Genomic DNA, 25,664 nt, shown 5'->3' on the forward strand with positions numbered 1-25,664 from the left:
CCATAATAGCAGAACTGTGGGATGTCCGCTCCTGGCACAAAGCGGACTGCCTGCAGTATCGCGAGGTACGCTCTGAGCGAGAAGCGGGCATTAAAATCTGCTTCTCCAAAAAATTTTCAGGATCTTAGCGATTTTTCAGCTCAAACACTATTCACAATGCGGACTTGGGTTCTCTCATTTTCAATCGTACAGAACAACTAGTTTGATGCATCACAAGCTAATTCTCTTTTATTAATTTCAGGAAATTACAGAGATTGGCAATTTTAGATTTGCATTCGAGAATGGCTATTGCCTTCTTTATTTCTTTGCATTTATTTAATCTAGCATTGAACACTAATATTTCAAAATTATTTATCAGCTTATTTTGAGGTTCTGAGCAGCGCAGTTTATATAGTTTAAACAACCCAGTTCTTTGATAGTCATATCCATACTTTGACAAAAAGGCCATCAGGATAAAATGGAAACAGTTAATTAAATGCCATTTATTGCAAGATTTGTCACTCATTATGGTGGATATGTACTTGCAAACCTGTGTATAGTCTAATTCAGACTCTGATTTAGATTTGAATTCTGAATAAGTAATCACTCCTGTAGGTGTAATCATTTTTTCCACAATACTAATAAGGTCATCCCTGAAAAAATGGTCTACAGCATGCTCATTATCATAACCAATTCCACTCAACATCGAAGCATCGCAAAATATATTTTGCATGGTTTTAATATACTTTACAAAATAAAGATCGTTCTTTTCTGAAAGGGTTACATCTAAATATATCAACTCTCTTTCGAACTTTACACACCAAGCATAAAATGCTAAAAATCGATAACAAAAAGTTTGCAGGTAATATTTATCACCAATTGATTCATTTTTTTTAAAATTATGCCATCCTTTAGTACAATTTCCTGAAAAATTCCATAACCTATGATTCAATGACTCAGCTGAATCGAGTAAAGGCATTTTATATTTTGATATCGCCTCTTTGATTTTCTTCTTTTGTTCGTAGCTATGTTCAACTTTGATTTTGTAAACAAGGAAATATTTATTCCATAAAGGTGTGCATACACCTTTTATAATAAATAATAAAATCGTAACTAATGCAGATACTAGTGCCGCCATAACAGCAGGAGCTGGAGTTATTTCAGACATATGGAACCTTATTGAATGTTTATTCTGAAATCTATTTGTATGTAAGATATTAATATAAAAACGCTCTTATCACAATAGAGTAAATAATTCTTCTCCTGCTTTTACAGCCAGTATCATCTGTAACTTAGGCTCAATTCAGTACATGACGATCCATTCCCTGAAAATTAGCATTATGAGTTGCTGTCAACGTCCGCTTCTGGCACGGAGTGGACGAACCAACTGAGTTGAAGATCCGCTATGAGCGAGATGCAGACAGTAGTAGCGTTAAGCACCTTCAACATCATTACGATTTTCAATCCAATATTGCCGATGATTTATCAGATGAGTTGTTAACGGCCAGTTTTGCTTATCTTTAGGTAACCTGAGATATCGGCCATCTAACTCTGCATATTCTGTCCCGGCCAACTGTTCTGATATCCTTATTTTCAACTCGGTATCAATCCAGAGCAAACCACGGTCAAATAGAGTATGGATATCTGTTTTCAGTAACAGGCCATGCTGAGCACGGGTATGCCAAGCTCCTGCGTAGGGGGTGATATGTGCAGCTTCAAGCAACACTTGGATTGAACAGCCCGTTACTGCGCATTTACCCTCATAAGCTTCAATGAGCTTTCGCCTAAATACTGGTTGCCCTTCTCGAATAATGACCTCACGTAGTGCTTTGAGGCGAAAGTCACCTTCATCGTCAGGCAATTCATTGAATAATTCATCTCTCGCTTCAACTACCATCCGATCGCCTGGCCTTGGGGCGGCAATCTGAATTGGCGTCCTACCATCATCGCCAATGTCCCATATGCCGTGCAGCTCCTGCACATACTGTTCATACCGTGTATTTCGTAGGTTTCCGCTACGAAATAACAAGTCGTATGGGCTACCCAGGTCAGTCCGGGCGCTTTTTCGGCTACCAAGATATCGATATCGGGAGTTGCTATTAACGGTTAATGCATCCAGTTGGATACGAATCTCGCTCTCTTTCAGGGGGGCGTTGCTGTTACGGATCCACTGAACAATATTTTTAGCAGAAGCGGAATTTAGTTGTGTCACGGCATACCATACGCGGAGATATTGCGGATAATGCATTTCTTCAGGAATTATACCTTGCACATCAACAATATACGTTGAGAAATTATGATGACGCATCCATTCTCCCCACTGACGGGAATGGGTGCTAATACCTATGCGATGAGGTTCACGTTTGCCAATTTCATCATTGAATTCCTGTCGCGAGGGTGCTCGACCTAGTTTCTGATAAAGCTCATCACAGCAGTCCCACACAGCTCGTACTAACGGGCCCTGTGGGTATCCATCTTTGCTCTGGTTCAAAGTATTCTCCGTCAACGAACATATCATGAGACTAGCAATATCCAATTCTGACACTAAATCCCCCGCATAGCATCAGGCGGTTATGAGCGAGGAACGGAAGTTGTCCTTATCTACCTACAATGAAAATAGTTACGAAAGCCGTGGCTATTCTTTGTGTCTTTGCCGTCTTACTTTGCTTCAGATTTTTGCAATTCACGGAGCGTATACCCTACCGAGATAATCTGGTATAAACTCTTTTGAAACTTTCATTTGCACGTCGGACCAGTCATGCCAAAAGCTCACACACAGTCGCAAATTAATGAGATGCTAAAATCAGGTGAGGCCAAGCAAGGCCCGCTTCGCAGGGCCATAACGTCTGTAAAAACAGGGAAAATAATCTCAAATGAAATCGTACAATCAACGACTTTGCCTCCTGCTATTGTCACCAAATCTGATATCTATATCATTTACAACGATATAGATATTCAGCAGTTTAAAAAGGAGGTCAGGGATCAGACTAATATAATCTTGCAGGCGCTGAGAAATACTGCGTTCAGTAATGCAGGCGTGCAGTATCAGCAGTTTCTTGATCAGTTCGCTGCATTAATGGAGTTGCCAACAGAAGATCATCTGAATTTGGTCAGGTCAAAAGGTATCGACCTTTATGCTACTCTTGAAAATGAATTTGTGGCTACTGCAGACGAAATTCATCCCGTTAAGAATCCCGATCAAGATTTGGAAAAGAGATTTTATGCTGTAGCAGAAGCCAACCTTAATTTGTTCGTCCATATGATTATCATTAATCTAGCTAAATTCAATCGCTTAGATGATGTTCAGGGACAGTTGCGTGCAAAAATTGCATTATTTAGAAGTAAATTACAAACACTTCTTAACAAGTATGTATTTGCAGGATCTGATGGAACTGAGTCGCAATCAGAAATAGATGAATGGAGAACATTATATGGATGGCTTTTGCTCAAAGAAAATGATCTAGTTACCGCTATGGCAATCTATGATAACGACGAAAACATTAAAGGTCAGGTCACATTCCAAAAGTTATTCAGTGATGTCATGTCAGTTTTCACACCTCAATATGGCAGAGAATCTACTCACTCTGAAATAATAAGGGAAACGTTTGGTTATTGGGGCATTCCCGAATCACGGGTCCGCATCGCGCGGCAAATAGCATATTATCTCCAGCAGTGTGAACAGGTCCGTAGCTATTTAGACGAATTAGTATTCGAAACCAATAATTTGTCGGATACAACAATGGAACCAAATCTGGACATCCGATCTCTAATAATTCATCCGGCCGAAGATAATCTTATCCCTTAGCACTGAGAACTATCTTTCAACCACGAAGCTCTCCCGTAAATTAATGCGGAAGGGCTTTCCAACAACAATTCCACGTTAATAAAATCACTTTTTCGTTTTCTGTAATAAACATAAAACTAACCGTGGCAACTGAGCTGCCCTCATAATATAGGCAACGTCCGCTCCTGGCACATAGCTGCCCTTGAGATGGAACCTCGCCGACATGGGGGGCGGAGGTTCAAATCCTCTCGTGCCGACCAAAAACTCCTTTAAGAACCAGCCTTTACGGCTGGTTTTTTATGCCTGTTTTCTGTACGGGGAATTATCGGAGAATAATGCCGACACCGTACATCCACTACGCAACAAAATCTCAGCTATTCACATCACCGGGCAGTCATCAAACTCCGCATTCCTGGCATCATTAATGATGTACGTGATCACCCCGAATACAGTGTGTGAAGAACTATAGCCATCCGCGTCTACGGGCAGCTCCTCTCTTCTCCCGTTCTCCAGATTTATCAAATGTGGTTCCGAGTGAATTCGATACCGCTTGATCCGAAACTCACCTTCCATTGAACATATCAACAGCGAACCATCACAAGGCGACAGCGAAGAGTCGACGACAAGCAGCGCACCCTGCAGTATCCCCTCCCTGAAATGTGAGCACGATGCCCGCATGAAATAAGTTGCTGATGGCTTGCTGATAAGCTCTTGATCGAGAGAGATGCGATGCTCAACATAATCAGATGCTGGTGACGGAAATCCCATGACTATAGTCCTCCGTTTGGATTGAACAGCTGAAAGGTACGGTTCTCACCTTCCTGCGTTGATACATCGCGGAAGGTGGTCACGTACCATTCGACCCATTCGTTGGCCTGCTTCATCGTCCAGTGCCAGTTAACCTTGCCCAGTTCCTGGACAAACCGCTGCGTGGTGACGGTCTTCCGGCCATTCGGTTCCTGCTGTATCGAGGCATACCAGGCCATTTCAATATCGCTGCGTCGTGGCATCATTACGCCCTCTCTTGAATACCGGATAAAAACACAGTATAAATACTGTATATTCATCCAGTAAAGAGGCAATAAGCAATGTTCGTGGAACTCGTTTATGACAAAAGGAATTTTGATGGTCTGCCCGGTGCAAAAGATATCATTCTGGGCGAGTTGAGTAAGAGGGTTCACCGGATCTTCCCCGATGCTGATGTCCGGGTTAAACCGATGATGACACTACCGGCGATCAACACTGACGCCAGCAAGCATGAGAAAGAACAGATAAGCCGAACGGTTCAGGAAATGTTTGAAGAGGCAGATATGTGGCTGGTTTCAGATTAAACACATTGATTCGTTATGTTGGATAAGTACAATCCGTCGCGACTGTGAACCATTCAATACTCGCTATATCGAATGGCTACCAGTCGGCCGCAGTTACGTTCTTGCATACGACGTGACTGCGGCAACTCTCATCATCGTACATCCATCAATTTACCAGCCCAGTCATCTTTGATGATGTACATTCTTACTCCAAATATCAGGGGGTAAATTATTTTATATAGTGTGGTAACCCATAGATATCGCATATTGCACTAACGGAATAATTCAATAATAAATAATACCGTTATAAATTATTTACCACCAATTAATAGCCGGTGGTAATTTGTTATTCTGGATGCTATTTGCCCCCCAGAACCCATAAACACAATCCATTGCTTATCTTTTAAATATCACATGATGCTTCCCGCCTCATGTTGATACTGATAGAATACCTCCATGTAACAGACATCAAAAAAATATGTATTCAACATTCTTGCAGTTATTGGATAGGTATAAAACACGGATTGCATAAAAATGAACTCATCTATTACCATAGTTACAGCATTTTTCGATATAGGACGAGGAGACTGGACGAGTAATAAAGGTTTCTCTCCTCATTTAGAGAGAACACCTGACACCTATATTCAGTATTTTAAAAACCTATCTGAATTAGATAATGATATGATCATCTTTACATCCAGTGAACTTAAACCCAAAATTGAAAAAATTAGAGATGGGAAAAACACTGTTGTAGTGGCTTTAGACATTAATAAAAAATTTCAACATATCAAAAAAAGAATTGCACGAATTCAAAAAGATAACGAGTTCATAAGCAAGCTTGAAACTCGCCAGTTGATTAACCCCGAATACTGGTCCCCAGACTATGCACTGGTTTGCAATCTAAAAGCATATTTTGTAAACAGAGCGATAGAGTTAAAGCTAGTAAATAATGATATGGTTGCATGGGTTGACTTTGGTTACTGTCGTAGTGCAGAAGTAACCAGAGGGTTATCTCGATGGAATTATCCATTTGACCGAAACAAAGTAAACTTTTTTACAGTTAAACAAGGTTTGACAGTCAAAACCATCCATCAGGTTTTTGACCACATGATTAACAATCGCTCTTATATTATTGGTGGATCAATTGTAGCAACACAAAAGAAATGGAAAGAATTTTACAAACTGGTTTGTCAGTGCCAAATAAAAACCCTCAGACATAATATAGTAGACGACGATCAGGGTATTTTTATAATGTGCTATTATTACAAACCTCAATTAATAAAACTAAATTACCTGGGTAAGAACCGATGGTTTAATCTGTTTAAACTATTCGGAAGGAAAGATTTAATGACTTTATCAAGAAGATTAAAAGTATCTCTTATAGGAAAATAATCTTTAATTGAGGTATGAACAATGCTGTTTCTGGTCAGGATCGGCATTGTTTTACAAAAGTCAGTTATACAGTCAATAGATACTCAGGCCAGATAATGTTTTGAGCATCCTCGGGGTTGATTCGGTTAAGCATCACACGATATTTTTTCCATGCAATAAGTGCGTTCGATTCATCTTCCGTTGCCATACCCAGCTCAACTGCATCCTGCAGGGGGGCAATAGCGGATGTTGCTATCATCAACAGGTTTGCTTTTTCCTGCGCAGCCTGTCCCTGAAAAAAGGCTTTTTCCGCCTCTGCATCATGGACCCATTGTGTGCCGTCCCATTTAACATACCCCCCTTCAGGAGCTACTGAGACAACATTATCAGGCAGTGAGCCCAGCGTCTCAATAACAGTGGGTCTACCTGTGCTGACGTCATAAACGGTTTCTCCCCGGTGGTCTTCTACTTGCGACCATTTATTGGTCTGAGTATCGAAAACAGCCACAAACCCCGCCTTCACTTTTGGCGGCGCTATATCGGTACTATACGCAGGTAAGCCCATATTGGCCGGAATAAAGCCATCCCCCTTACCGATAAACTCATTCGTTGCTGATGAAAGGTTGTAAATAGTAATAACGCGGTTGGTATCGGTCATTTTAAAAGTCATTATGCAAGCCTCACTAAATAATTAAATGCAGTATTTTTTACAGTGTTTTCAGCCTGACCAGATGGTGAAACAGTCACACCATGGCTATGCGCGCCAATGTAAACAGAGTGAGCATGCGCCCCAATACCCACCACGTGATCATGTGCGCCAATTCCTACGGCGTGAGCGTGGTCGCCGACGCCACCAACAGCTCCCCAGTTTGTTCTGTCAGAGCCAGTATTGGACATTGCAACGACATCCCCTGCCTGACCGAACTGCGTTCTCCCGGATATAGGGTGATTGTGAGCCCCCGCGCCTGTTGTTGATTTAGTACCGTAGTCAAAAACTGATACCGATTTGGTTCCATAATCAAACCCGGTTGTATCCCTGCTTCCGAGATCGGTACTTGCGATCGTTGCACCGTGATCGTGCCACTTAATACCATCCTGTTCTTGTGTTAATACCCCTCTACCTGTTGGATTACCTTTAATCGTCTGACCACGCATATCAGGAATAACGCCTGATGGATAAGCTATGGCAAGTAACGGATAGGCAGACTTATCAAATGACTGTCCCTGCATAATGGCGTGGTTAGCAGGTGGCGTTTCTGAAGGCCAGGGGATAGGCGCACCGACAGGATAGGATACAGGCGGGGGGTTCCTGCCAGAATACAAGATATCCCACGGTGTAGATGTATTGTTATCACCGTTAAACGTTCTGAAATACAAACGTCCATTAGTATAATCCGCACCTATTTGCCCTCTGTATCCGGGATTGTCGCCGAACGGAGCATGAAGCCCCCACCAGTCAATAACGGCACAGTTTGAAGGGGGAGCATTTAATGCGGCGCCATATACAAAAGACGTCGAACCTGCTGGCGCGTTGTTAAAATCCGTCCCCGTCGAATATGATGCTGATGACAGTACCAGTGCGCTGGCGGCCCGATTTATCGTGTCTGCTAAACCGAGATACTGAAGAAGACCAGCGACATCTTTTCCGCTCAGATTAGTCAGCGTTTCGTTAAGAGGCTGTTTACCTGCTAACGCATTGAGTATCGTCGTTGCAAAATTGGGGTCATTGTTTAATGCATTAGCTAACTCAGCCAGGGTATCCAGAGCTTCAGGAGATGAGCCAACCAACGCGGCAACCGCAGCCTGAACGTACTCGGTATTTGCAATCTGTTTGTTGCTTACACTTAATGGTGCCGTGGGTGTGGTTGGGAGCCCCACCAGCTCCGGACTATCCAGTGGGGCTTTCTGGTTTGTCAGGTCTTTGACTTTTTTAACGGCTTTCGATGTCGCTGCATAAGCTTCACTGTCGCTGTCGTCATCGCTGCTTAACTGCACAAGTCCCTTTTGCGTTGTACTGGCATCCCCCAGCTTCAGACTTTCAGCAATATCCCGCGCTTCATCACGATATCCCAGTGAGGCTGCAGCTGCACTTTCAGCGCCAGCCATCGCAGCTTCTGCACGCTGAGCATCATCGGCTACAGCAGCTTGCAACTGCTCCGATACCTTGCCTGCAGCTTCCGTTGCTGCGTCTGTCGCCGCCGTTTCAGCAGCTTTTACTGCCTCGTTCCGGGAAGTCAGCGCCTCATCCCTGGCCTGTTCGGCTCGGGTGGCACTCTCAGTGGCTGCATTTTTTTGGTTCTCAGCCGTTTCGGCTGACTGCAGGGCTGATGCTTCACTTGCGGATGCCGATCTCGCACTGGCTGATGCAGCAGTCTCTGATTTAGCGGCATTTTCGCTGGATTCCCTGGCATGCTCTTCACTCAGGGCCGCAGCTGCAGCGCTATCATTACTCTGTTCTGCAGCCTGCGTGGCCGTGAGCGCGCTTTCACGCGCGGAAATTTCAGATGAGGCTGCATTACTGGCATGCTCACCCGCCGTTTGTGCTGAGGCTGCGGCGCTTCCGGCACTTCCCGCTGCTGACTGTGCTGAAGCTCCTGCCTCCTGCTGCGCTTTTTGTGCCGTATCAGCGGCGGTCTTTGCCAGTTCGGCCTGCCCTGTCGCTGTCTGTGTAGACGTTGCCGCACTGTCAGCATCAGCACCACTGGCCAGAACGTCCTGCGCTGTCTGTCGGGCATTATCGGCAGCAGACCGGGCAGACTCATCAGCAGCATCCTCAGAGAGTGCCGCCTGGCGCTGTGACTCTGCCGCTGCCGTTGCAGAAAATGCCGCTGAATCCTTACTTTGTTCCGCTGACTGTGCTGCGTTTTCCGCACGCTCCCGGTCCTTCTCTGCCTGCTGGCACAGCGCTGCCGTGCGGTTAACCATTTCCTCAAAACGTTTCATCACCTCCGGACGCAGGTCCGCATCCGCCGGCGCATCGAGAAACGCATTCAGGGTATCCGGCGCATCAGTCGGCGTGACATAAATTTCACCGGCCAGCGTGGGAGGAAAACCTTCCCGCAGCAGTGACACACTGTAATAACCCGGCTCAGCCTGAATGCTGTAATGGCCATCCATCCCCGTGACAGTCGATGAGATAACCTCCACCACAACGGTCGGGCTGGTTTTCTTCGCATTCAGCTGAATAGTGCAGCCCTGAACCGGTTGGCCCGCCCCGTCTTTAAGTACACCCGAGATAAGTACTGCCATAATCCCTCCATAAAAAAACCGCCCGGAGGCGGTTTCTGTCTTTAACTGATTGTTATCCCTGCGGATGATTTTTTCGTCACAATAACCAGCAGGTCACTGATTCTGGAAAATGGCCAGCCAGTGCTGTTACCGCGTGTACTGACGCTGAAACTCAGCGTCAACCGACCGCTCCCGGCAGGCATATCCAGAGTCCGCGTAAAAGTCGCCGGTACACCTCTGCTTGTCTGGTTGTATATCTCGGCTCCGTTTTTCCTGACAATCAGCGTACAGTCATCCCATAAGTCGTTACTGGTCTGGCTGTCATACGTTGTGCCCTGAAAGGTAATCGCAGGAATGGAAATCTGTCGGTCAAATGACTGGTCATCTTCAATCACAACCGTCAGTGTCCCGTTGGCGTACCGTTTTTGACCTGTATTGGGTTCAAGAAAGTAAGGAAATTCCTTACCAGCAGCCTTAACGATATCCCCCAAAATACGCTCAGCCCGGAGCGTCCCGTTGATGGTGCAGTTTTCCGCTATCGTCACATTATTGAGGGTGCCGGAATTCGCGCTGATATTACCGCTGATATCCGCATTACGGGCGGTCAGTCTGCCGTCAGGCGTCAGCATAAAAGTCGGCGGGTTCCCGCCGCTGGTGATAGTGGGGGCCGTCAGATATTTGAGGAACACCTCGTTCATAAATATCTGGTTGCCCTGAGCCACAAACATCGGGGTCTCATTGCCGTTTGCCGGGTCGATAAACGCGATACGGTTTGCTGCCACCAGGAACTGGCTTATCTTCCCTTCTTCGGTGTCTTCCATACTCAGACCAAGACCAGCCACATAGTGCCTGCCGTCTTCGGTCTGCTCTATCTTCACGCCCCACATGGCGTTCCATTTGCCGTTCGCGTCCTGCCACTCTTTCGAAAACTGATCCAGCCGGCTGGCGTTGTCTTCCGTCAGTTCCACCTTCTCCAGCAGTTCTTTCCCCAGGTGACTTTCGGTGATCTCCCCTTTGAAGAAATCCAGATAACCCGCCGCATCGTTGCTGGCCTGCCCTTTAGCCTCCACGAACGCCGATTTCCCGACCTGGTTCACGGCCCGGATATAGAAGTAATAGTCCTTGCCCGGTTTGATACTGCTGCTGGCCGCAATCCAGTACAGCGCCGTGCCGAGATAACGCGCATCAGTTTCCACCTGGCGGATATCGGCGATCTGCGTATCCGTAAACCAGAATTCATACTGCACCGTGGGGTCGTATACCGCCTGGCGCAGGGTGGCGGTTATCTGAAAATAACCGGGGGTCAGTTCAACATAAGAGGGTACAGCCGGCGCGGCGATGCTGAAATCCGTGCTGGCCGGATCGCCCTGCTGCCCCTGGGAGTTAACCGCCCGCACCGTCAGGGTGTAACGCCCCGGCGTCAGGTTGCGGAAAGTGTGCTCCGTTTCGGTCAGGGTCAGGCTGCTGGCCAGGCGGTCGCTGTTATCTTCCGCTTTTACCGTCAGGCGCAGGGAGAAGTTCACCCCCTTCACCACACGCGGGGTATCCCATCGCGCCCGCGCCTGATACTGCCCCTCCTCTGCCAGAATTTCCGTGGTGAGGTGCTGCACAGCGGGCGGAGTGTTCGTAATGCCGGTACCGGGGAGCGGATCAAATGTCGCCCCGTTATCCACGATGGAGCCTTTCTCCGGGACATGCTGCACGGCGGTAATAGCATACGTGCCATCATCATTTTCCCGGATGGCCACGCAGCGAAACAGGCGCTGGCGCAGGTCCGGCAGTTTCAGCCCCCACACGCTGTACGTCGCCACACCATCCGGTAACTGGCTGACGGTCACGTGGTCCGGGGCCGGATGTGCGGTGATGGTGACGCTGACGGGCTGGCCATCGCTGCCCACCAGGTTCAGCAACACATTGCCCCCTGGCGGTATCTCCACTTCACGATCCAGCGTGAGCGTGCGGGAAAGGCTGTCGACCGACAGGACGCGCCCGCCCACGGTCACGCCGGCATAATCACTGTCGCAAACCTCAATGATATCGCCGGGAACGTGGCGCAGCCCGTCAGCCCCTACGGAGAAATCCACCGTCTGCGTCTCCAGTAATTCGGTGGTGATGGCCCATAGCCCGGCGCGGTGCGCCTGCCCACGGCTGGTACAGGCAAACGCATCCATTTTGAGGACATTGCGCCCGTAGCGCCGGATGGCAGCATCGTTTTCAACCAGTTCGGTGGACGTTTCCCAGCCGTTATTCGGATCGGTGTAGCGGACTTCGGCGGCATTGTGGCGCTCTTTCAGTGCGCTGAAACTGTAGACGAACGGCGCACCGTCAGCGGGCATCACCACATTACTCTGCGTATAGGTCCAGACTTTATCGGCGGGCCGGTCCTGCACAAACGTCAGGGTACTGCCGTTCCAGACCGGCATGCAGCGCATCAGGGAACAGAAATCCCCCAGCACGTCCCACGCTTTACGCTGGTCCGTCAGATACGCATTGCAGGTGATACGCGGCTCTGTCCCACCGAATCCATCCGGTACAGACTGATCGCAGTACTGTGCAATGGCATACAGCGCCCACTTGTCCACATCGGCAACACCAATGCGGCTTCCCATGCCATAGCGCGGGTGAGTCAGCATATCCAGCACACACCAGGCCGGATTATCTGTCCAGGCGGGTTTAAACGTCCCGTCCCAGAGTCCCGTATATATCCTTTTTATCGGGTCGTAATTAGAAGGGACCGGCACAATACGCCCGCGCAGGAGATAGTTTCGCGTGACCTGCTGGCTGCCAAACTGCTCCGCGTCCACTTTTACCCCGATAACAGCGGTGTTCGGGTAGCGTTGTTTCACATCAATGATTTCTGTATAACCCGACCACACCGTTTTGTTCTGCAGCAGGTCTGTCGTACTGTCATCAGTAAGACGCCACATGCGGACTTCAAACGGCCGGGGCGGCAAATCATCAATCACCACGGACGCCAGAAACTGCGTGGTCGTTTTACCCGTAATGGTGATGTCCCGTTCCACCTGCCACTGCCCGTCACGGCGAAACTGGATCAGCAGCTGTACGCTGGTTGGATTACGATCGCCTTTGGTACTGGTGCTGACCAGCGACTGCACACCAAAGGTAAAGCGCAACCGATCCACCGTTTTGGTGGTAATGGTGCGGGTCACCGGCTCTGACTTTTTCACCTCCACACCCAGCAGAGTTTCAGCGCCGGAGTCTTCGAACCCCTCCATCGCGGTCTGCTCATCCTCCCCCACGCGGTAAACCACGGTGACACCGTGAACCATCGCGTTACCGTCGCTGTCGAGGACCGGCGTTTTGTTAATTCTGACGCTTTTCAGCCCGTCCACCGGACCTTCTATCGGCCCCTCACAGATGGCATCAACAACGGTCAGCATCTGACTGGATTTCAGGTCGTCCGGAGCCTCATGCGGCGTTTTACTGCTGCCACCACCCTTACCCATAATCTGTTCCCTCTGAAACAACAAAACCGCCCGGAGGCGGTTCTGTGCAAATACAAATATGCTTCAGTAATATCATCGACCGATAATCACCACCTGCCCCCCGCCGCCTTCATCCCGTGTGCTGATTTCCTGGGAAATGGTGCGGGAGCCGACCAGCATTTCACCGTACAGCACCGGCAGGGCATTGCCCTGCGCCACCATGTTGTCCAGCGATGAAAAATACGTATTCTGTTTGCCGTTGTCGGTCTGCCGGGACGAGGGGATTTTTGCCTGCGGCGTCAGCATCTGCGCCACACCGCCCAGCATCATGGCCGCCCCCAGTGAAAACAGGACCGAGGATACCGAAATGCCACCGGCAGATAACGCTGCTCCCCAGGCAGCCATTGAAGCACCTGCCGTAAAAAAGGACGCGCCTATGGCCACTGCCCCCAGCACCACCTGGAACAGACCACCGGATTTTGCCCCGGCCATACGCGGGACAATGTGAATAATGGCCCCGTCCGGCAGCGGCTCATGCAGACGGGCTGACAGGCTCGTTTCATCCATATCCTGACCGGCGATGCGTATCTGATACCAGCCGTCGCTCAGTTTCTGCCGGAAGCCCGGTATCTGCATAGCCAGCGCGTAAATGGCCTCGGCCCCCGTTTTTATACTGAGGCTGAAACGGCGGCCAAATCGTTGTAACTCCACGTGAAGGCAGACTCGTGCCATGCCCGGTGTCGCCATATCGAGTGTGTGCGGCGTTGCCATTTGTCGGTATACCTCTCGCGTTTACTGAGCTGATCAGGAATATGGTGCAGTAGCTCGCCATCGCCGCAATAAATCGCGGCATGGTTGGCAATCGATGAACCAAAACAACAAATCAGAATGTCTCCGGGTTGTGCCTCTGCGGCATGCACCCGGTAAAAACCGATCTCCTCCAGATTATCCAGGTACAGATTTTTGCCCTGTTTCCACCAGTCATCCTCCCGCGTAAAATCCGGTATCTCAATACCGGCCAGATGGTACGCATCGCGGAACAGGGTGTAGCAGTCCGTCACGCCATGCTCAAATACCCGCCCTGTGAGGAACGGCACGCAGCGAAATTTATATATCCGGTCATCGCAGACCAGCCACCACGGCAGGCCACTTTGCACCTGCAGATGGCGATCGACATCGCTGAGAAACGGCAGGCCATCGGGATGGCTGTGGACCAGGGCCACCACATCGCCTGCCGCCTGCGCCTGAAGGTAATCTGCCGGATCCATACGGAAATACATCGTCGGTTCAGCGGAAAGATTCTGGCAGGGGAAAAACCGCTCCCCAGCAGACGTGTTCACCGCATAGCCGCACGATTCTGCCGGCGCACACGCAGCGGCATGCGTCAGGATAGTTTTTTTCATGGGTGTATCCATCAGGAAAGGCGGTTAATGGAGAGGAAGCAGCCGATGCGCGGCAGGTTATTACGCAGCCCGCAGCCGGTACGGCATTTACTGCAGGCATCTTTTGCAGGGTCTGCCGTGGGCTTGTCAAACTCATCCGCCACGGGCGGCCCGGCATAGCCGCACTCCTCAGAACGGTAGGTCCAGTTGCAGACATGAGCCAGCATGATCCGCGCCGGAAACACGCTGCCGTCCGTTTCTGTCGGTGTGGCCAGCACGAAGGTCGCCGTGGTGGCTTTCAGCTCCGACAGTTGTTCAATCACCCAGCGGCTGACCACTTCCTGTTCCGGATCGGCCTCCGGGTTGCCGCCTGTAAAGTTCACCGCATCGAGAAAACGGGCGTATACCACGCGCCTTACTACCGTGGCCCCGACCAGGCTCTGCACATCTTCCGCAAGTCCCGTAACCATGCCAAACAGGTTCGACACCGCCAGCGTCGGGCGGGCGGATGTCCCTTTCCCTACCAGATCGAACCCGGTTCCCTGTATCGGGTAAACGTCATACTTCCGCCCCTGCCAGGTGACCGGCTCTCCCTTCTCGTTCAGTTCGTTTGAAAAATAGTAACGCTGACCACCAATGGCCGTCAGGTCGATTTCCCACAAATTGATGCGGGCGGACTGTTCGGTTTTCGTGGTTTCGTTAAGGGTGTTCTGAGGAATATCCTGCATAAGGATCCTTAAGCAATAACCTGCTCAAATTTACAGCTGAAGTCGGAATACGTGACGTTGTCCGTAACAGACCATTCCCGGCAGACAACTTTAACCGTGCGGTTGTATTTTGGCGGTCGCCACAGAAAGGCTTTATATCCTCCGTGCCCGGCCAGAAACGCTTCAAGTGCGGTGCGGGAATTGTCCGACGTTGTCCGGAAGACAGGCTGGAAGTTAATTAACTGATGGTTGAGTCCGGTCGGGCGACGTTGCTCATAGCCATCCCCAAATTTTATGGTTGTCACTGAAGGGGAAACAGAAGACTGCATCCCCTCCCTGGGTACCCAATGAAAGGTTTTCACTTATCCTCCCGCCAGCATGCCGCCATCACGGCCCTGAGTTCTCAGGATACTCATGACACGCGTGTCGATCATTTTGACCAGCATCTGCGATGCCTGCGGCCCTATCTCCCCGTTTTGCCCGTCATTCTGAATGGCAATGTGATAAACAGGTGAATAAGCAATTCCCCCATTCATACCACCACCAGAAGAACCCGGGTCACCCAGCGCCCTGACACCCAGCGTACCGTCTGTCGTTTTCGCCAGAGGCATAATGGCTTCCGGACCAGCTTCACCAAACACGCCTGCCCCCTTTGCAAAAGCAAACAGGGTCGGGCTGTCATAGATGCCGTTGCTGTAGGAACTTAATGAAGGTGAGTCATAAACACCGCCTTTCGCATTAAAGCTAAAACTGCTCCCAAAACTGCTGATGGCTGTGCCGGTGCTCGCGGTGGCTGCGCCGCCAAAAAGACTGCCGCCGATGCCCGTAATGGATTTCAGAATGGTGTTGGTAATCAGCGCCTGCGCTGCCATATCGACAAGGTTTTTAATCACCGACTGTGTCAGGGAGGCAAACAACCCAATCATCCCGTCCCGGAGTGTCTGTGTACCATTCAGCATGCCGGTCAGCATGTTGGAGGTTCGCTCCTGGGTGGTTTCCATCAGGCCGATGGCGAGGCTGTTCAGATTCCCCTGCGACTTATACAGCTCCACCGCCGTCTGGTACTGCGCATCAGCGGAATCTTTATCCGCCTTTTGCTTCAGCAGTTCGTACTGCTCTTTGCTGATAACATCGTTCTGATAAAACGCCTGCAGCAGTGACTGACGCTCGGCCAGTTGATTACGCAGTTCAACCAGAGGATCAACCGTGCCGGCGATATCAATCAGAGGAGCGGACATTGCCGCTGCCTGTGCCTGTAACAGTTCACGGGCCGTACTTTGCGCCAGCGTGATTCTGGCTGTCTGATACTCCTTTTCATCCAGAAGACGGGCATCAAAAAGAGATTTCAGCTCCTGGCTCGCTTCGCGCTCTTTCGTCAGAGACGCTCTGGCCGGCGCATACTGTTCTGCCAGTTCGAGGCGCTGTTTCTGATAATTTTTAGCATTCAGCAGCAGCGTCTTCTGAATATCAGCCTCGCTGGCCCCGTCAGCGCGGGCGGCTTCAAGGAGTTTTCTGGCGCTTTCCTGCTCCTGCAGGTTGATACGTCCGAGGCTTGAGGCATGCGCGGCTTCAATTTCACGCCGCAGTTGCTCATACTGGTTAACCTTCGCCTTTTGCCTCTTCCCCGTATCCCCGCCTTCCCCGGTCCAGGGGGTATCGGGTTTATCGCTCCCTGTTTCATTCCCTGATTTATCCGGCTTCGGTATGGGATCGGTTTTTCCTGATTTAGCCTGCTCTATGGCCTCTTTGACTGTTTTTTGCCGTTCCTTGAGGAGTTTTAACCCCTGCTCAACGGCATCCAGATCCCCTTTGTAACGGGTTTTATCGTTCTGTACGCCCTTAAGCTGTCCGAACGGATCGAAGCCACTCAGTCCATCGATACGGTTTTCCGCATCCTGAATTTCCTTAATCAGTTTATTTCGCTGAATAACCTGATTTTCAAACTGTTCATCAATGTCCAGCTGCTTCACGTTGAGCTGGTTAAGCGACAGTTTTTTGAGTTCTTCATTCGTTTCAACAACAGCATTTTTCAGGTCAATCGCTGACTGACGGGCATTCTTCGCCTGATTATGGAAATAGAGCAACGCCGAACCGGCCAGCATTGCCGCCCCCACCGGACCGCCCACCAGTGCCAGCGCCCCTCTGGCCATACCTACCGCTGCAGAGACTGCACGGGCTGAAACGGAAAGCTGTTTATTGGCGGCATTCAGCTGACTCTTCGCCTGGGTGGAAAGCAGTGTCTGCTCGGTTTCCTGGCGAATTAAGCGGTTAAACTCACTCTGATAACTGACGTTAAGGCCAAATTGTCTGGCGCTTTTCTCCATTTCCCGATAACGCCCGAATTCTGCGTTATTCTGTGCCAGCGTGGCAGCGGTACTTTCCAGCGTTTTTCGCGCCATATCCACCTGCGCCATCGCGCTGGCCCTGACCGCCTGCTGCTGCTCCACCCAGGCACCAATGTTCCCCCTGATACCTGCCGTCAGTTTTGTCGTCAGAACAGGAATCAGCGTATACAGCGCCACGTTGGCGACCGTATTAAAATTATCCGTCAGGCCATTAATCGCATCGGTTATAGTCTGAACACCACCACGCAGCGGGCCGTTTCCGCTGTGCCCCACCTTAATAATCAGACCTTCAAAAGCCGAAGTCAGACTGAGAAGATCGCCGTTCAGGTTATTTACCCTGATTTCTGCCTGCTCATGCGCGGTCTGCGTGCCGGTCAACGCAGCAGTCAGCGACTCCACTTTCTCGCGGTTCTGCACCAGGATGGATGCAGCGCTGATGTTTTCCACCCCGAACAGCTTTACGGCCTGCCTGGTTGACAGGTTTTTCCCGGCCAGGTTCTCCAGCGCCTGGCTCAGCCCGACAACGGAAGGCTTCAGGGTTTTGTCCGCGCCCTTCTCCAGATGCAGAATAACGTTGCGCAGCGCGGTCCCGGCTTCACCGCCTTTTACCTCGCGCTCCGCCAGTACCTGTATGGCGGCATTGAGGGTTTCAAAACCCACGCCAGCCTGTGCCGCTGCCACCCCGCCATTTTTAATTGCGGCAGCCGTGTCGGCTATCTCCGACGAGCCAAATTTCGCGCCGGCAGCCAGTACGTTGATATACCGGTCGGCTTCACTGGCCCCCACACCAAACTGGTTTAACGACAGCGCCAGCGTTCGGGTGGCATCCGGAAGCGTGGTCCCTGCCGCCTGGGCCAGCGTTAACGCGCTTTTGGTCGCCGCCGTCAGCCCTGCAGAAGTGCTCAGCAGCTCAGGTTTTGCCGAAGCCATCAGCTTAATGGCCTCGGCAGCCTGTGATGCGCTGTATTCCGTTGTGCGGCCCATTTCCTGCGCCGCCTTATCGTACAGTTTCATCTGCGCACTGGTGGCACCGGTGATGGCCTGCAAATCCGACAACGACTGGCTGTACTGCCGCGTGGTGTTAATAATGGTGCCCAGCGATAACCCCGCCCCGGCATAACCGACCAGCCTGCCAGCCAGCCCCGATACCGAAGCGGATACACGCTTATAGGCATCCTCCGTCTTTTTCGCATCAGCCTGGGCATTGCGGTTAAACTGGCGTGACTGACTCTCAGCGCTGCCGTAGGCGCTCATCAGCTGCGATTTAAAGTTCGCTGCATTCAGATGCAGCCCAACGGCAAGAGAGGCAACGTCACCCATTACATTAATACCTTCATGACTGCCGCACACTGCGCATCCAGATTCGGATTCACAGCGGCGGTGTGAGATTTAACAGGGGGCGGGTTACTGACAGAACCTTCTGTCGAAGGCTTTTTGAAAATACCCTGTTTGAGGAAGAAAGCACGCCAGTGGAAAAGCGTGTCTGCAGGAAGTGCCGCAATTTTTGACGGGTCAGGCTCGCCCCAGCGGTCGGCCAGCCAGAAAACCAGCTCCAGCCAGGGCGAGTCACTCAGTTTTTTTCGGCGGTTTCCAGCTTACCGATACCGTGTTTTTTCACTTTGTCGATAGCGTCCAGAAGCGCAACGTTATCGTGTGCTGCCAGCAGCTCCTTCGCCGTGGGTTTATCTTTGGCTTTAATCGGGGAGCCGTCAGGCTGAACCAGGCTGTCGATAACAATCTGTACGCTCAGCTCAGACGCCATGCGGGCATTGCCAGAGGTTTGGGCCTCAATGAGCGCATCTTCATGATCAATAAGCTCAGCCGCCGTCAGTCGGCGCAGGTAAACTTTTGTACCGAATATTTCAGTTTCAGTCGGCGTGGGGTTCGTTTTGAGCAGTGCTTTTTTCAGTGCGGAGAGGCTAAATTCAGACATGATGTATCCTGTTTTTCAGACGAAAAAAACCGCCCGGAGGCGGTGTATAACGAGAAACGGATTACGCTCCGGCATCTGGCGCTGGCGCGGCACTCCCCCATTTAATGTTGTTTTGCTTACCCTGCACCGTAATCTGGATAACTTCACTGGCAGGCGCTGTGATTTCGTTCATCTGCCAGCCTGAAAGCGCAAGGATCATTGAAGCCGTTCGTTTGTTCGGCAGCTCAATATAAAACTGAACGGTCTTACGCTGTTCTGCAGCATTGAGGAACGCGGTGAAATCTTCGTTTCCTGGGTCGTCAATAAATCCCAGCGATTTTTCCGGCCCTTCCGGCAGGTCGGATATCGACTGCTTACTCTTGTCCAGCAGGGTGGTACAGTCGACAAATCCCCCCGTCTGACCTGTCGCACCCAGCGCCTTACAGTTAATCAGGGGTTTGAGCGCAGCCACAGCGGCCCCCACCTCGCCGAACTTCACCACCGTCCCGGCAGGAAGCATCGCGTACTCAGGGGATGATTTTGGCGTGTTATTTTCATCAGCCATAATGATTCTCTCTTAAATAGTGGGCAGCGGTTGCTACCTGTTCTGAATGCCATTGCGGATTTCTACGGTCAGAATGCGCAGAACCTGCCGGACGTTGTAATCCAGTGCCGGACGGATGAACGGATCGGCAACCTGTTTAACCGTACCGAACTCCTGCGCCAGCGCTTTCATGTAATGCTTTTTGCTGGGACCAACCCGAAGGGTGACCACCGTATTTCCACGACCTTTCCGGGTGGATGAGCGAATTTTGATGGAATCACGCATATGCTCTGCAGAGGACGCATCGTCGAATCCGGCATGTTGTTTCATGTCTTCTTCAACCACTTTCAGCGCCTCACGCCCCGCGTCACGTAACACCTTCGTGCCGACCTTTTCACCGAGCGCGATAAGCTGCCGCTCCAGCTCGTCCAGGCCTTTTACGTCCATGGTGATCATGGTGAGGCGTCCCGGTAGTAAAAGGTAAAATCCCGCACGAACCGGTACTGAATATTGCCGCTGGTCAGTACCGATTTACTCTGCTGTATTCCACCCCGGACCACATACTGCACGGGAAAGCCCTCAAGCTGGCCATGCACGATAGCGGTCCATTCCGCGCTGATTTTCTTATCCAGCTGTATCAGGCGGGTGTAGTCATTGAGCAGATGAATCGCTATCTGGAAGCGGCCCGCAATCAGGCCTGTGCGTAACAGTCCGGCGTACATTTCCGGATCGGAAATACACTGGTAAGTAATCCCCTCCTGCAGCTGATCCGGCAGGAGGAGAGGGTAAGCATCCAGCCCGGTTAAGCGTTCAAGCGCTACCTTCAATGCCTGCTCGATCATGGCGTGCGTCTGCCTCCCCTGTGATGATGATACGGTCCGCCAGGCGCCCGACGTTACGAACGGTATAAACCCGATCAGACGTCGTTATTTTCCAGTCGATATCAATATTCAGGCTCGGATGAGTGGTAAAAAGACACGTTTCAACAACCTGCTGCTGATCCAGTGTGCGGACCTTTCTGCCCGATACCAGCTCGCACTTCGCCCAGGCTTTCCCTGTCACGACCAGCTGTTCCGGCAGGTATTCGCCCAGCGGCCCCCGCCCGGATTGCATATACCCAATCGAAAGACGGCAGGTCATCTCTTCCGGCTTCAGGCTCATACGGTGTTCTCCTGCAACGGGAAAAGAAGGTGCCGGACCGCAGCCGTCTCCAGCCACTGACCGGTGAAACCGTTCAGATACGCATCCCCGACCAGATACTGCATGGCCAGCTGGATATCCTCATCCGCTACAAAACCGCGTTCACCTTCCGGCAGCGCATGTAGTTCGTCATCGCTGCCCACCAGTTTGCAGTAATAGTCGCGCTCAACACTCTTCTGCGCAGCCGCCACCATTTTTGTGAGCATATCGTCATGCTCAGTGAAATCCGGCTCCAGGCGGAGTTGGGTTTTCACGTCATCCAATGTCAGTATCATGATCATCGGCTCCCTGGCGGGGACTCAGCGCTTTTTTCGCATCTTTTGGCCATACTGCTATATGGCGTTCAACCAGTTTCTCTGCGTACTCAGCATCAAAACAGGCCGTATCACCGCGTGAATAACGATGGTATGGTCCCAGGAAAACAACCGCTTTCCGCTCCACTTCTGCTCCCGTCAGGCCCGTGGCCCCGTTTGTTTCACTTTCGATCAGATCAACACCTGCATCACCTGAACCCGCTGCAGTATTCTGACCGTCATCCCCGTCCACTGTATTTTCCGGCGTCAGTTCATCCGGCTTTTTCACATCCCCGGCTGCTGCCGCCGCTGCCGTTGCTTTTGCCGCTTTCGTTGTCATCGTTTTGCTCCTGAAAAGAAAAAACCCGCTGCTGCGGGCCAGGGAAACTACGTGCTTTTACTCTGTGTGACCGTGGTCGCACAGAGTGCAGGACCGGTTAAAACAGCACTTTTGTCCCGAGAACAAGACCTTCCGGATGACGGAAGCCGATATCGTGCTCCGTCACCACACGGATCAACGACTGGTTACGGGAGAACGCGGAAACCAGATTGCCGTCCCCGTCCTGGTAGGAGGCTTCCTGCGAGAAGGACACCTTCATGTTGCCATCCTCACCGATTACCACGTCATTAAAGTCAGCGAAGTAAATTTCTGACTCCTTGCCGCCGTCACCGAGGTTTGCCGGGATAGCGCTGGTACGCTGAATCTGAAATCCTTTCAGGATCCCCTGGGCCATTTCCGGGTAGACCTTATTACCGTTACCGTCGCGCAGCCCGAACAGTTTCATGTAGGTACGGTTCGACATACCCCAGCCGCAGCTGATCATGTTGCTGTTCCCGTCCATAGCCATCAGGATGATGCTGTCGAGATACGCATCAATCGTATTCAGATTGATATCAGCAGCAGCTTCCCACGGCAGCAGGCGGCTCCATTCGGTTGCCCGCGCTTTCATACCGATCGGCGTATCACCGGTACCGTCATCACGCATAAAGGCTTTATCTTCGCGAACAGAAATCGCGGTCAGAATATCCTGCAGGACCAGTTGCTCCACGTTGTAGCCGGCACGACCAATCAGCTGGTTGGAGATTGGCACCATCGCAATCATGGTTTTCGCAGTGAGTTTCACATCATCAAAGCGGGCTTCTGATACTTTCGCATCCTTGCCTTCCCCTGTGTAACTCGCCGTCGCACCACCAGCCAGACGCGGCAGCGCCATATTGCCGTTCGGCAGCGGAATGGAGCGCGCGCCCAGCTTACGAACGATGGTGCGATCACGCAGCAGTTCGATCACCTCGTTGTGGAGGTTTTGCGGAATAAGAACTCCACCTGACGCGGCGGCAGTATTGATGGCCATCGAGACAGACGGGTCATTCAGTTCTTCAGCTGCAAATTTTGCAGCGTCCTGGACGTTACCCTGTGCTGCCGCAATCGACATTACCAGACGGGTCATGCCTGCGCCGGTATATTGCTTTGGCTCTGCTTTAACGCTGATACCAGGAGCCTGCTGTGTACCTTTAACTGGTTTAGCAACAAGCGCTGCAGCACGTTCAGCCGCTTCCAGACGTTCCATTTTGGCGCTGATATCCGTGAACTGCTGCTGCAGGCTGGCAAATTCGGTTAACTGCTCCGCTGTCAGCGTTCCACCGGTAGTTTCAATCGTGGCCAGGGCCTGTACCTGTTCATTAATACCCGCACGCTGACGACGTAATTCTTCAATCTGTGGCATAGTTTTCTCTCTTTTTGGCATAAAAAAAGCAGCCAACAGGCTGCTTTCTGGCAATGACGCGTTAGCGCCGGGTTACATTCTTGTTTGCAGGTCCATCGCGGCTGCCTGCAACTTTATGGAAGTGGTTCGTTGAGGTTGTTTGTACTTTGCCGCAATGGCATTAATTGCGGACTGAGGATCCGAAACTTCATCGGCAAGACCAGCAGAAATGGCATCAGCGCCGAAATAGATTCCGGCCTGCGTGTTAATCACCGTCTGAGGGGCAAGATTCCGGTATTCCGCTACAGATGTAATAAACGTCTCGTACATATCGTCAATCATCCTCTGGAACATTCCCCGAGCGTCTTCACTCAGTGGCTCATGTTGTGTACCGTTATTTTTGTTATCTCCCCGAAAAATCGTGGTGAATGTTAACCCCATTTGCTCTTCCATCCTGGAAGTATCCAGGTGTTCCATGATCACTCCAATCGAGCCGACTCCACTGGTCTGGCTGACTACAATTTTGCTGCAGGCCGAAGCGATAAAGTAAGCCGCAGAATAGGCGCTGTAGTTCACAATTGCAGTAATAGGCTTAGTTTGACGTGACTGGAAAATATAATCGGCCAGTTCCTTGCATCCAACCGCCGCACCACCACCAGAATTTATATCCAGTACAATTTCACTGATGGAAGGGTCATTTAATGCAGCATGCACCTGGCTACGTATGCGCTCATAGCTGGTAAGTTCAGAACACATTGCAGTAATTTGCCCACGACGCGGAACCAGAATGCCGTGAACAGGAATAACTGCCATTCCACCAGCTGGTTGAACCAAATCTGGCGCCTGATTGTTATCAGGATCCTTCGTCATGTGAATTCCAGCCTCTTCTGATATTCCCTGAATACGGGGAACCAGCACAGCTTTTACAGAATCCATTGTCTGTCGTGTCACGTAATGTGGTACACCAAAGACCATAGCCGCCAGATGCGGCAGATTAATTAAATTTTTTGTCATGATGTTTACCAGGTCAGCCCGCACTGCGGGTGATATTCAGTTTCTGGACAGAATAGAGTTGATTTCTGCCAGTTGTTTAGCTGTTGGCTCGTTATTGCCAGGTAAGATTTGTTTACTGTCGACCATATTCAGAGGCGTCAGGTATTTATCACCTCCGGCGATGGGTGGAAGGTTCTCCATACGGCGAATATCATTAACCGATAACCACCCCCACTGGCGGCCTAATGCATAAGATTCATAACGCGACTTCTGATCCCCGCGCAACAGGCCAGAGACATTGAATTCTATGTACAGATCACCGCGCTCGCTGGGTAAAAGAAGATCGCGCATTAATGCGCCTTCATGACGCTTCAGCCAGGCCAACAGCGTGTACATCACAAACTGCAGCCCCTGGTGCTCTATGTTGTTATTCGTGGCTTTCTCCAGCATCTGCACCATATGAGGCGGGATTTTATAAAGCCGGCACACTTCTTCCACGCCCCATTGTCGGGACTGCAATAATTGAGCTTTCTCGTTATCCTGAGATAACTGTTTATAACTCATCCCTTCCTGAAGCAATGCAACAGAGAAGGCGTTTCTGACGCCGGAATATCTGTTCGTCCACTTTGCCAGCAGGCGGTCGATAGCATCCTGGCTTTTGATCGTCGGAGCGTCTTTTGGACGCTCAATAACGCCGCTCATCGTTGTACCACGGCGAAAGACCTGAGAAGCATGCTCTTCCACGGCGAGGTTTAGCCCAAGAACATCCGCGTTCGTCTGGATTGGGGAACTGCCGATATAGCCATCCAGTGAGAAGACCTTCACATGATGCATCATGCGCATTGGCAACGTTTCGCCAATTTCGGGTAGTTCATAATATGGCATCCCATCCGGGCCTTTCAGGACAATGACCTTTTGGGGATTAACCGGGATTAATTCGCGGGGATAACCTTTCCCGTCCCTGTCGATGATCGAGTAGCAATTCCCCTCCAGACCAAGCAGGCCCTGCTGCTGTTCAAAGTATTCAAATGAAGTGTCTTTTTTGTTGGGCTGGGAATGAATCAGATCATAAACAGGGTGGTCAGTCGCCCGTTCACGGCCTCCGTTAGCGCCTCGCCTGTAAAGTTCACACGGCAGTTGCGCCACCGATTCTGCCAGAAGCGTTACACATGCCCGGACCGCCGATAACGCCATTGCGGTTTCAGAAGTGATAATGATCCCCGCCTTGCTCTGGCTGGAACTCACACCACCCAGCATGGTTTCCCAGAATCCACCACCTGATCGCGATTTACCCCGAAACATCTGGGGGATAAACATTACTCACCCCCTGGTTTGTGAAATCCTGTAGATATGGATCTCGCAATTAAAAACGACCACAGCAGGCAAATTAAGCCGCCGGTAATAAATCCGACGGAGGGTGAAATAAGCCAGGCGCCGGTCGACAATAAGCCGACACCAACTAGGCCG

General features: G+C 50.7%; 24 protein-coding genes and 1 pseudogene. 4 read left to right on the forward strand and 21 right to left on the reverse strand.

Features of this window, described 5'->3' with window-relative positions:
- Positions 1 to 217: 217 nt before the first annotated feature.
- Both E4Z61_RS06240 and E4Z61_RS06245 read right to left on the reverse strand, forming a co-directional pair.
- Positions 218 to 1,147, reverse strand: coding sequence for a hypothetical protein (locus E4Z61_RS06240; protein ID WP_135322024.1), 930 nt, complete (start codon positions 1,145 to 1,147; stop codon positions 218 to 220).
- Positions 1,148 to 1,411: 264 nt separating this feature from the next.
- Positions 1,412 to 2,287 (reverse strand): HNH endonuclease, encoded by an 876-nt coding sequence (locus E4Z61_RS06245; protein ID WP_240703854.1) that lies wholly within the window; start codon positions 2,285 to 2,287, stop codon positions 1,412 to 1,414.
- 450 nt (positions 2,288 to 2,737) lie between these two features.
- Between E4Z61_RS06245 and E4Z61_RS06250 the strand changes: the two genes are divergently transcribed.
- Positions 2,738 to 3,784 (forward strand): hypothetical protein, encoded by a 1,047-nt coding sequence (locus tag E4Z61_RS06250; protein WP_135322026.1) that lies wholly within the window; start codon positions 2,738 to 2,740, stop codon positions 3,782 to 3,784.
- Positions 3,785 to 4,141: 357 nt separating this feature from the next.
- Here the strand turns inward: E4Z61_RS06250 and E4Z61_RS06255 are convergent, their stop codons facing one another.
- Positions 4,142 to 4,531, reverse strand: coding sequence for a HumD family translesion DNA polymerase (locus E4Z61_RS06255; protein ID WP_135322027.1), 390 nt, complete (start codon positions 4,529 to 4,531; stop codon positions 4,142 to 4,144).
- A 122-nt stretch (positions 4,532 to 4,653) separates the two neighbouring features.
- Between E4Z61_RS06255 and E4Z61_RS06260 the strand changes: the two are divergent.
- The 3 genes and pseudogenes from E4Z61_RS06260 to yibB form a co-directional block, all read left to right on the forward strand.
- Positions 4,654 to 4,758: pseudogene (locus tag E4Z61_RS06260) on the forward strand (hypothetical protein); the annotation flags it as partial.
- A 93-nt stretch (positions 4,759 to 4,851) separates the two neighbouring features.
- Positions 4,852 to 5,094 carry a DinI family protein gene (locus E4Z61_RS06265; protein WP_038642073.1) on the forward strand — a complete coding sequence of 81 codons (243 nt, stop codon included), beginning with the start codon at positions 4,852 to 4,854 and terminating at the stop codon, positions 5,092 to 5,094.
- A gap of 513 nt (positions 5,095 to 5,607) precedes the next feature.
- Positions 5,608 to 6,465, forward strand: a complete 858-nt coding sequence (gene yibB / locus E4Z61_RS06270) for a protein YibB (protein ID WP_135322028.1) — start codon at positions 5,608 to 5,610, stop codon at positions 6,463 to 6,465.
- Positions 6,466 to 6,529: 64 nt separating this feature from the next.
- Here yibB and E4Z61_RS06275 read toward each other — a convergent pair whose 3' ends face one another.
- From E4Z61_RS06275 to E4Z61_RS06365, 18 genes are all read right to left on the reverse strand, one after another.
- Positions 6,530 to 7,114: a tail fiber assembly protein gene (locus E4Z61_RS06275; RefSeq protein ID WP_135322029.1), complete on the reverse strand. Its 585-nt coding sequence runs from the start codon at positions 7,112 to 7,114 to the stop codon at positions 6,530 to 6,532.
- Entirely contained in the window at positions 7,114 to 9,693 is a 2,580-nt protein-coding gene (locus tag E4Z61_RS06280; protein WP_135322030.1) for a prophage tail fiber N-terminal domain-containing protein, read from the reverse strand. The genes E4Z61_RS06275 and E4Z61_RS06280 overlap by 1 nt, the downstream gene beginning before the upstream one ends.
- 41 nt (positions 9,694 to 9,734) lie before the next feature.
- Positions 9,735 to 13,139 (reverse strand): phage attachment tail tip protein J, encoded by a 3,405-nt coding sequence (gpJ, locus tag E4Z61_RS06285; protein WP_135322031.1) that lies wholly within the window; start codon positions 13,137 to 13,139, stop codon positions 9,735 to 9,737.
- A gap of 72 nt (positions 13,140 to 13,211) precedes the next feature.
- Complete coding sequence (locus tag E4Z61_RS06290; protein WP_135322032.1) at positions 13,212 to 13,889, reverse strand: tail assembly protein; 678 nt, start codon at positions 13,887 to 13,889, stop codon at positions 13,212 to 13,214.
- On the reverse strand, positions 13,787 to 14,521 hold the full coding sequence (locus E4Z61_RS06295; RefSeq protein ID WP_135322033.1) for a C40 family peptidase: 735 nt from the start codon (positions 14,519 to 14,521) through the stop codon (positions 13,787 to 13,789). Before E4Z61_RS06295 ends, E4Z61_RS06290 begins: the two co-directional genes overlap by 103 nt.
- 11 nt (positions 14,522 to 14,532) lie before the next feature.
- On the reverse strand, positions 14,533 to 15,228 hold the full coding sequence (locus tag E4Z61_RS06300) for a phage minor tail protein L (RefSeq protein ID WP_135322034.1): 696 nt from the start codon (positions 15,226 to 15,228) through the stop codon (positions 14,533 to 14,535).
- An 8-nt stretch (positions 15,229 to 15,236) separates the two neighbouring features.
- The gene (locus E4Z61_RS06305; protein WP_240703877.1) at positions 15,237 to 15,536 is read right to left on the reverse strand and encodes a phage tail protein; all 300 of its coding nucleotides are present in this window, start codon (positions 15,534 to 15,536) and stop codon (positions 15,237 to 15,239) included.
- Between the two features lie 33 nt (positions 15,537 to 15,569).
- Positions 15,570 to 18,872, reverse strand: coding sequence for a phage tail tape measure protein (locus tag E4Z61_RS06310; protein ID WP_135322036.1), 3,303 nt, complete (start codon positions 18,870 to 18,872; stop codon positions 15,570 to 15,572).
- Positions 18,873 to 19,122: 250 nt separating this feature from the next.
- Positions 19,123 to 19,485, reverse strand: coding sequence for a phage tail protein (locus E4Z61_RS06320; protein WP_133086223.1), 363 nt, complete (start codon positions 19,483 to 19,485; stop codon positions 19,123 to 19,125).
- 61 nt (positions 19,486 to 19,546) lie between these two features.
- Positions 19,547 to 20,029 carry a phage tail protein gene (locus tag E4Z61_RS06325; RefSeq protein WP_135322037.1) on the reverse strand — a complete coding sequence of 161 codons (483 nt, stop codon included), beginning with the start codon at positions 20,027 to 20,029 and terminating at the stop codon, positions 19,547 to 19,549.
- Between the two features lie 33 nt (positions 20,030 to 20,062).
- The gene (locus tag E4Z61_RS06330; RefSeq protein WP_135322038.1) at positions 20,063 to 20,464 is read right to left on the reverse strand and encodes an HK97-gp10 family putative phage morphogenesis protein; all 402 of its coding nucleotides are present in this window, start codon (positions 20,462 to 20,464) and stop codon (positions 20,063 to 20,065) included.
- Positions 20,461 to 20,850 carry a hypothetical protein gene (locus tag E4Z61_RS06335; protein WP_135322039.1) on the reverse strand — a complete coding sequence of 130 codons (390 nt, stop codon included), beginning with the start codon at positions 20,848 to 20,850 and terminating at the stop codon, positions 20,461 to 20,463. Before E4Z61_RS06335 ends, E4Z61_RS06330 begins: the two co-directional genes overlap by 4 nt.
- Positions 20,819 to 21,169 carry a head-tail adaptor protein gene (locus E4Z61_RS06340; protein WP_135322040.1) on the reverse strand — a complete coding sequence of 117 codons (351 nt, stop codon included), beginning with the start codon at positions 21,167 to 21,169 and terminating at the stop codon, positions 20,819 to 20,821. Before E4Z61_RS06340 ends, E4Z61_RS06335 begins: the two co-directional genes overlap by 32 nt.
- Complete coding sequence (locus tag E4Z61_RS06345; RefSeq protein WP_135322041.1) at positions 21,166 to 21,483, reverse strand: head-tail connector protein; 318 nt, start codon at positions 21,481 to 21,483, stop codon at positions 21,166 to 21,168. Before E4Z61_RS06345 ends, E4Z61_RS06340 begins: the two co-directional genes overlap by 4 nt.
- On the reverse strand, positions 21,464 to 21,841 hold the full coding sequence (locus E4Z61_RS06350; protein WP_135322042.1) for a hypothetical protein: 378 nt from the start codon (positions 21,839 to 21,841) through the stop codon (positions 21,464 to 21,466). The genes E4Z61_RS06345 and E4Z61_RS06350 overlap by 20 nt, the downstream gene beginning before the upstream one ends.
- Positions 21,842 to 21,938: 97 nt before the next feature.
- Positions 21,939 to 23,225: a phage major capsid protein gene (locus tag E4Z61_RS06355; RefSeq protein WP_135322043.1), complete on the reverse strand. Its 1,287-nt coding sequence runs from the start codon at positions 23,223 to 23,225 to the stop codon at positions 21,939 to 21,941.
- Between the two features lie 72 nt (positions 23,226 to 23,297).
- Positions 23,298 to 24,218, reverse strand: coding sequence for a S49 family peptidase (locus tag E4Z61_RS06360; protein ID WP_135322044.1), 921 nt, complete (start codon positions 24,216 to 24,218; stop codon positions 23,298 to 23,300).
- A 36-nt stretch (positions 24,219 to 24,254) separates the two neighbouring features.
- Complete coding sequence (locus E4Z61_RS06365) at positions 24,255 to 25,514, reverse strand: phage portal protein (protein ID WP_135322045.1); 1,260 nt, start codon at positions 25,512 to 25,514, stop codon at positions 24,255 to 24,257.
- Positions 25,515 to 25,664 lie beyond the last annotated feature (150 nt).

Source organism: Citrobacter tructae (genome assembly GCF_004684345.1).
GTDB lineage: Bacteria > Pseudomonadota > Gammaproteobacteria > Enterobacterales > Enterobacteriaceae > Citrobacter > Citrobacter tructae.

What these genes read in the sequence shown, in the direction of transcription:
- E4Z61_RS06240 (WP_135322024.1), bottom strand. Translation starts at nt 1,147, where the DNA reads ATGTCTGAAATAACTCCAGCTCCTGCTGTTATGGCGGCACTAGTATCT.
- E4Z61_RS06245 (WP_240703854.1), bottom strand. Translation starts at nt 2,287, where the DNA reads ATGCGTCATCATAATTTCTCAACGTATATTGTTGATGTGCAAGGTATA.
- E4Z61_RS06250 (WP_135322026.1), top strand. Translation starts at nt 2,738, where the DNA reads ATGCCAAAAGCTCACACACAGTCGCAAATTAATGAGATGCTAAAATCA.
- E4Z61_RS06255 (WP_135322027.1), bottom strand. Translation starts at nt 4,531, where the DNA reads ATGGGATTTCCGTCACCAGCATCTGATTATGTTGAGCATCGCATCTCT.
- E4Z61_RS06265 (WP_038642073.1), top strand. Translation starts at nt 4,852, where the DNA reads ATGTTCGTGGAACTCGTTTATGACAAAAGGAATTTTGATGGTCTGCCC.
- yibB (WP_135322028.1), top strand. Translation starts at nt 5,608, where the DNA reads ATGAACTCATCTATTACCATAGTTACAGCATTTTTCGATATAGGACGA.
- E4Z61_RS06275 (WP_135322029.1), bottom strand. Translation starts at nt 7,114, where the DNA reads ATGACTTTTAAAATGACCGATACCAACCGCGTTATTACTATTTACAAC.
- E4Z61_RS06280 (WP_135322030.1), bottom strand. Translation starts at nt 9,693, where the DNA reads ATGGCAGTACTTATCTCGGGTGTACTTAAAGACGGGGCGGGCCAACCG.
- gpJ (WP_135322031.1), bottom strand. Translation starts at nt 13,139, where the DNA reads ATGGGTAAGGGTGGTGGCAGCAGTAAAACGCCGCATGAGGCTCCGGAC.
- E4Z61_RS06290 (WP_135322032.1), bottom strand. Translation starts at nt 13,889, where the DNA reads ATGGCAACGCCGCACACACTCGATATGGCGACACCGGGCATGGCACGA.
- E4Z61_RS06295 (WP_135322033.1), bottom strand. Translation starts at nt 14,521, where the DNA reads ATGAAAAAAACTATCCTGACGCATGCCGCTGCGTGTGCGCCGGCAGAA.
- E4Z61_RS06300 (WP_135322034.1), bottom strand. Translation starts at nt 15,228, where the DNA reads ATGCAGGATATTCCTCAGAACACCCTTAACGAAACCACGAAAACCGAA.
- E4Z61_RS06305 (WP_240703877.1), bottom strand. Translation starts at nt 15,536, where the DNA reads ATGCAGTCTTCTGTTTCCCCTTCAGTGACAACCATAAAATTTGGGGAT.
- E4Z61_RS06310 (WP_135322036.1), bottom strand. Translation starts at nt 18,872, where the DNA reads ATGGGTGACGTTGCCTCTCTTGCCGTTGGGCTGCATCTGAATGCAGCG.
- E4Z61_RS06320 (WP_133086223.1), bottom strand. Translation starts at nt 19,485, where the DNA reads ATGTCTGAATTTAGCCTCTCCGCACTGAAAAAAGCACTGCTCAAAACG.
- E4Z61_RS06325 (WP_135322037.1), bottom strand. Translation starts at nt 20,029, where the DNA reads ATGGCTGATGAAAATAACACGCCAAAATCATCCCCTGAGTACGCGATG.
- E4Z61_RS06330 (WP_135322038.1), bottom strand. Translation starts at nt 20,464, where the DNA reads ATGATCACCATGGACGTAAAAGGCCTGGACGAGCTGGAGCGGCAGCTT.
- E4Z61_RS06335 (WP_135322039.1), bottom strand. Translation starts at nt 20,850, where the DNA reads ATGATCGAGCAGGCATTGAAGGTAGCGCTTGAACGCTTAACCGGGCTG.
- E4Z61_RS06340 (WP_135322040.1), bottom strand. Translation starts at nt 21,169, where the DNA reads ATGAGCCTGAAGCCGGAAGAGATGACCTGCCGTCTTTCGATTGGGTAT.
- E4Z61_RS06345 (WP_135322041.1), bottom strand. Translation starts at nt 21,483, where the DNA reads ATGATACTGACATTGGATGACGTGAAAACCCAACTCCGCCTGGAGCCG.
- E4Z61_RS06350 (WP_135322042.1), bottom strand. Translation starts at nt 21,841, where the DNA reads ATGACAACGAAAGCGGCAAAAGCAACGGCAGCGGCGGCAGCAGCCGGG.
- E4Z61_RS06355 (WP_135322043.1), bottom strand. Translation starts at nt 23,225, where the DNA reads ATGCCACAGATTGAAGAATTACGTCGTCAGCGTGCGGGTATTAATGAA.
- E4Z61_RS06360 (WP_135322044.1), bottom strand. Translation starts at nt 24,218, where the DNA reads ATGACAAAAAATTTAATTAATCTGCCGCATCTGGCGGCTATGGTCTTT.
- E4Z61_RS06365 (WP_135322045.1), bottom strand. Translation starts at nt 25,514, where the DNA reads ATGTTTATCCCCCAGATGTTTCGGGGTAAATCGCGATCAGGTGGTGGA.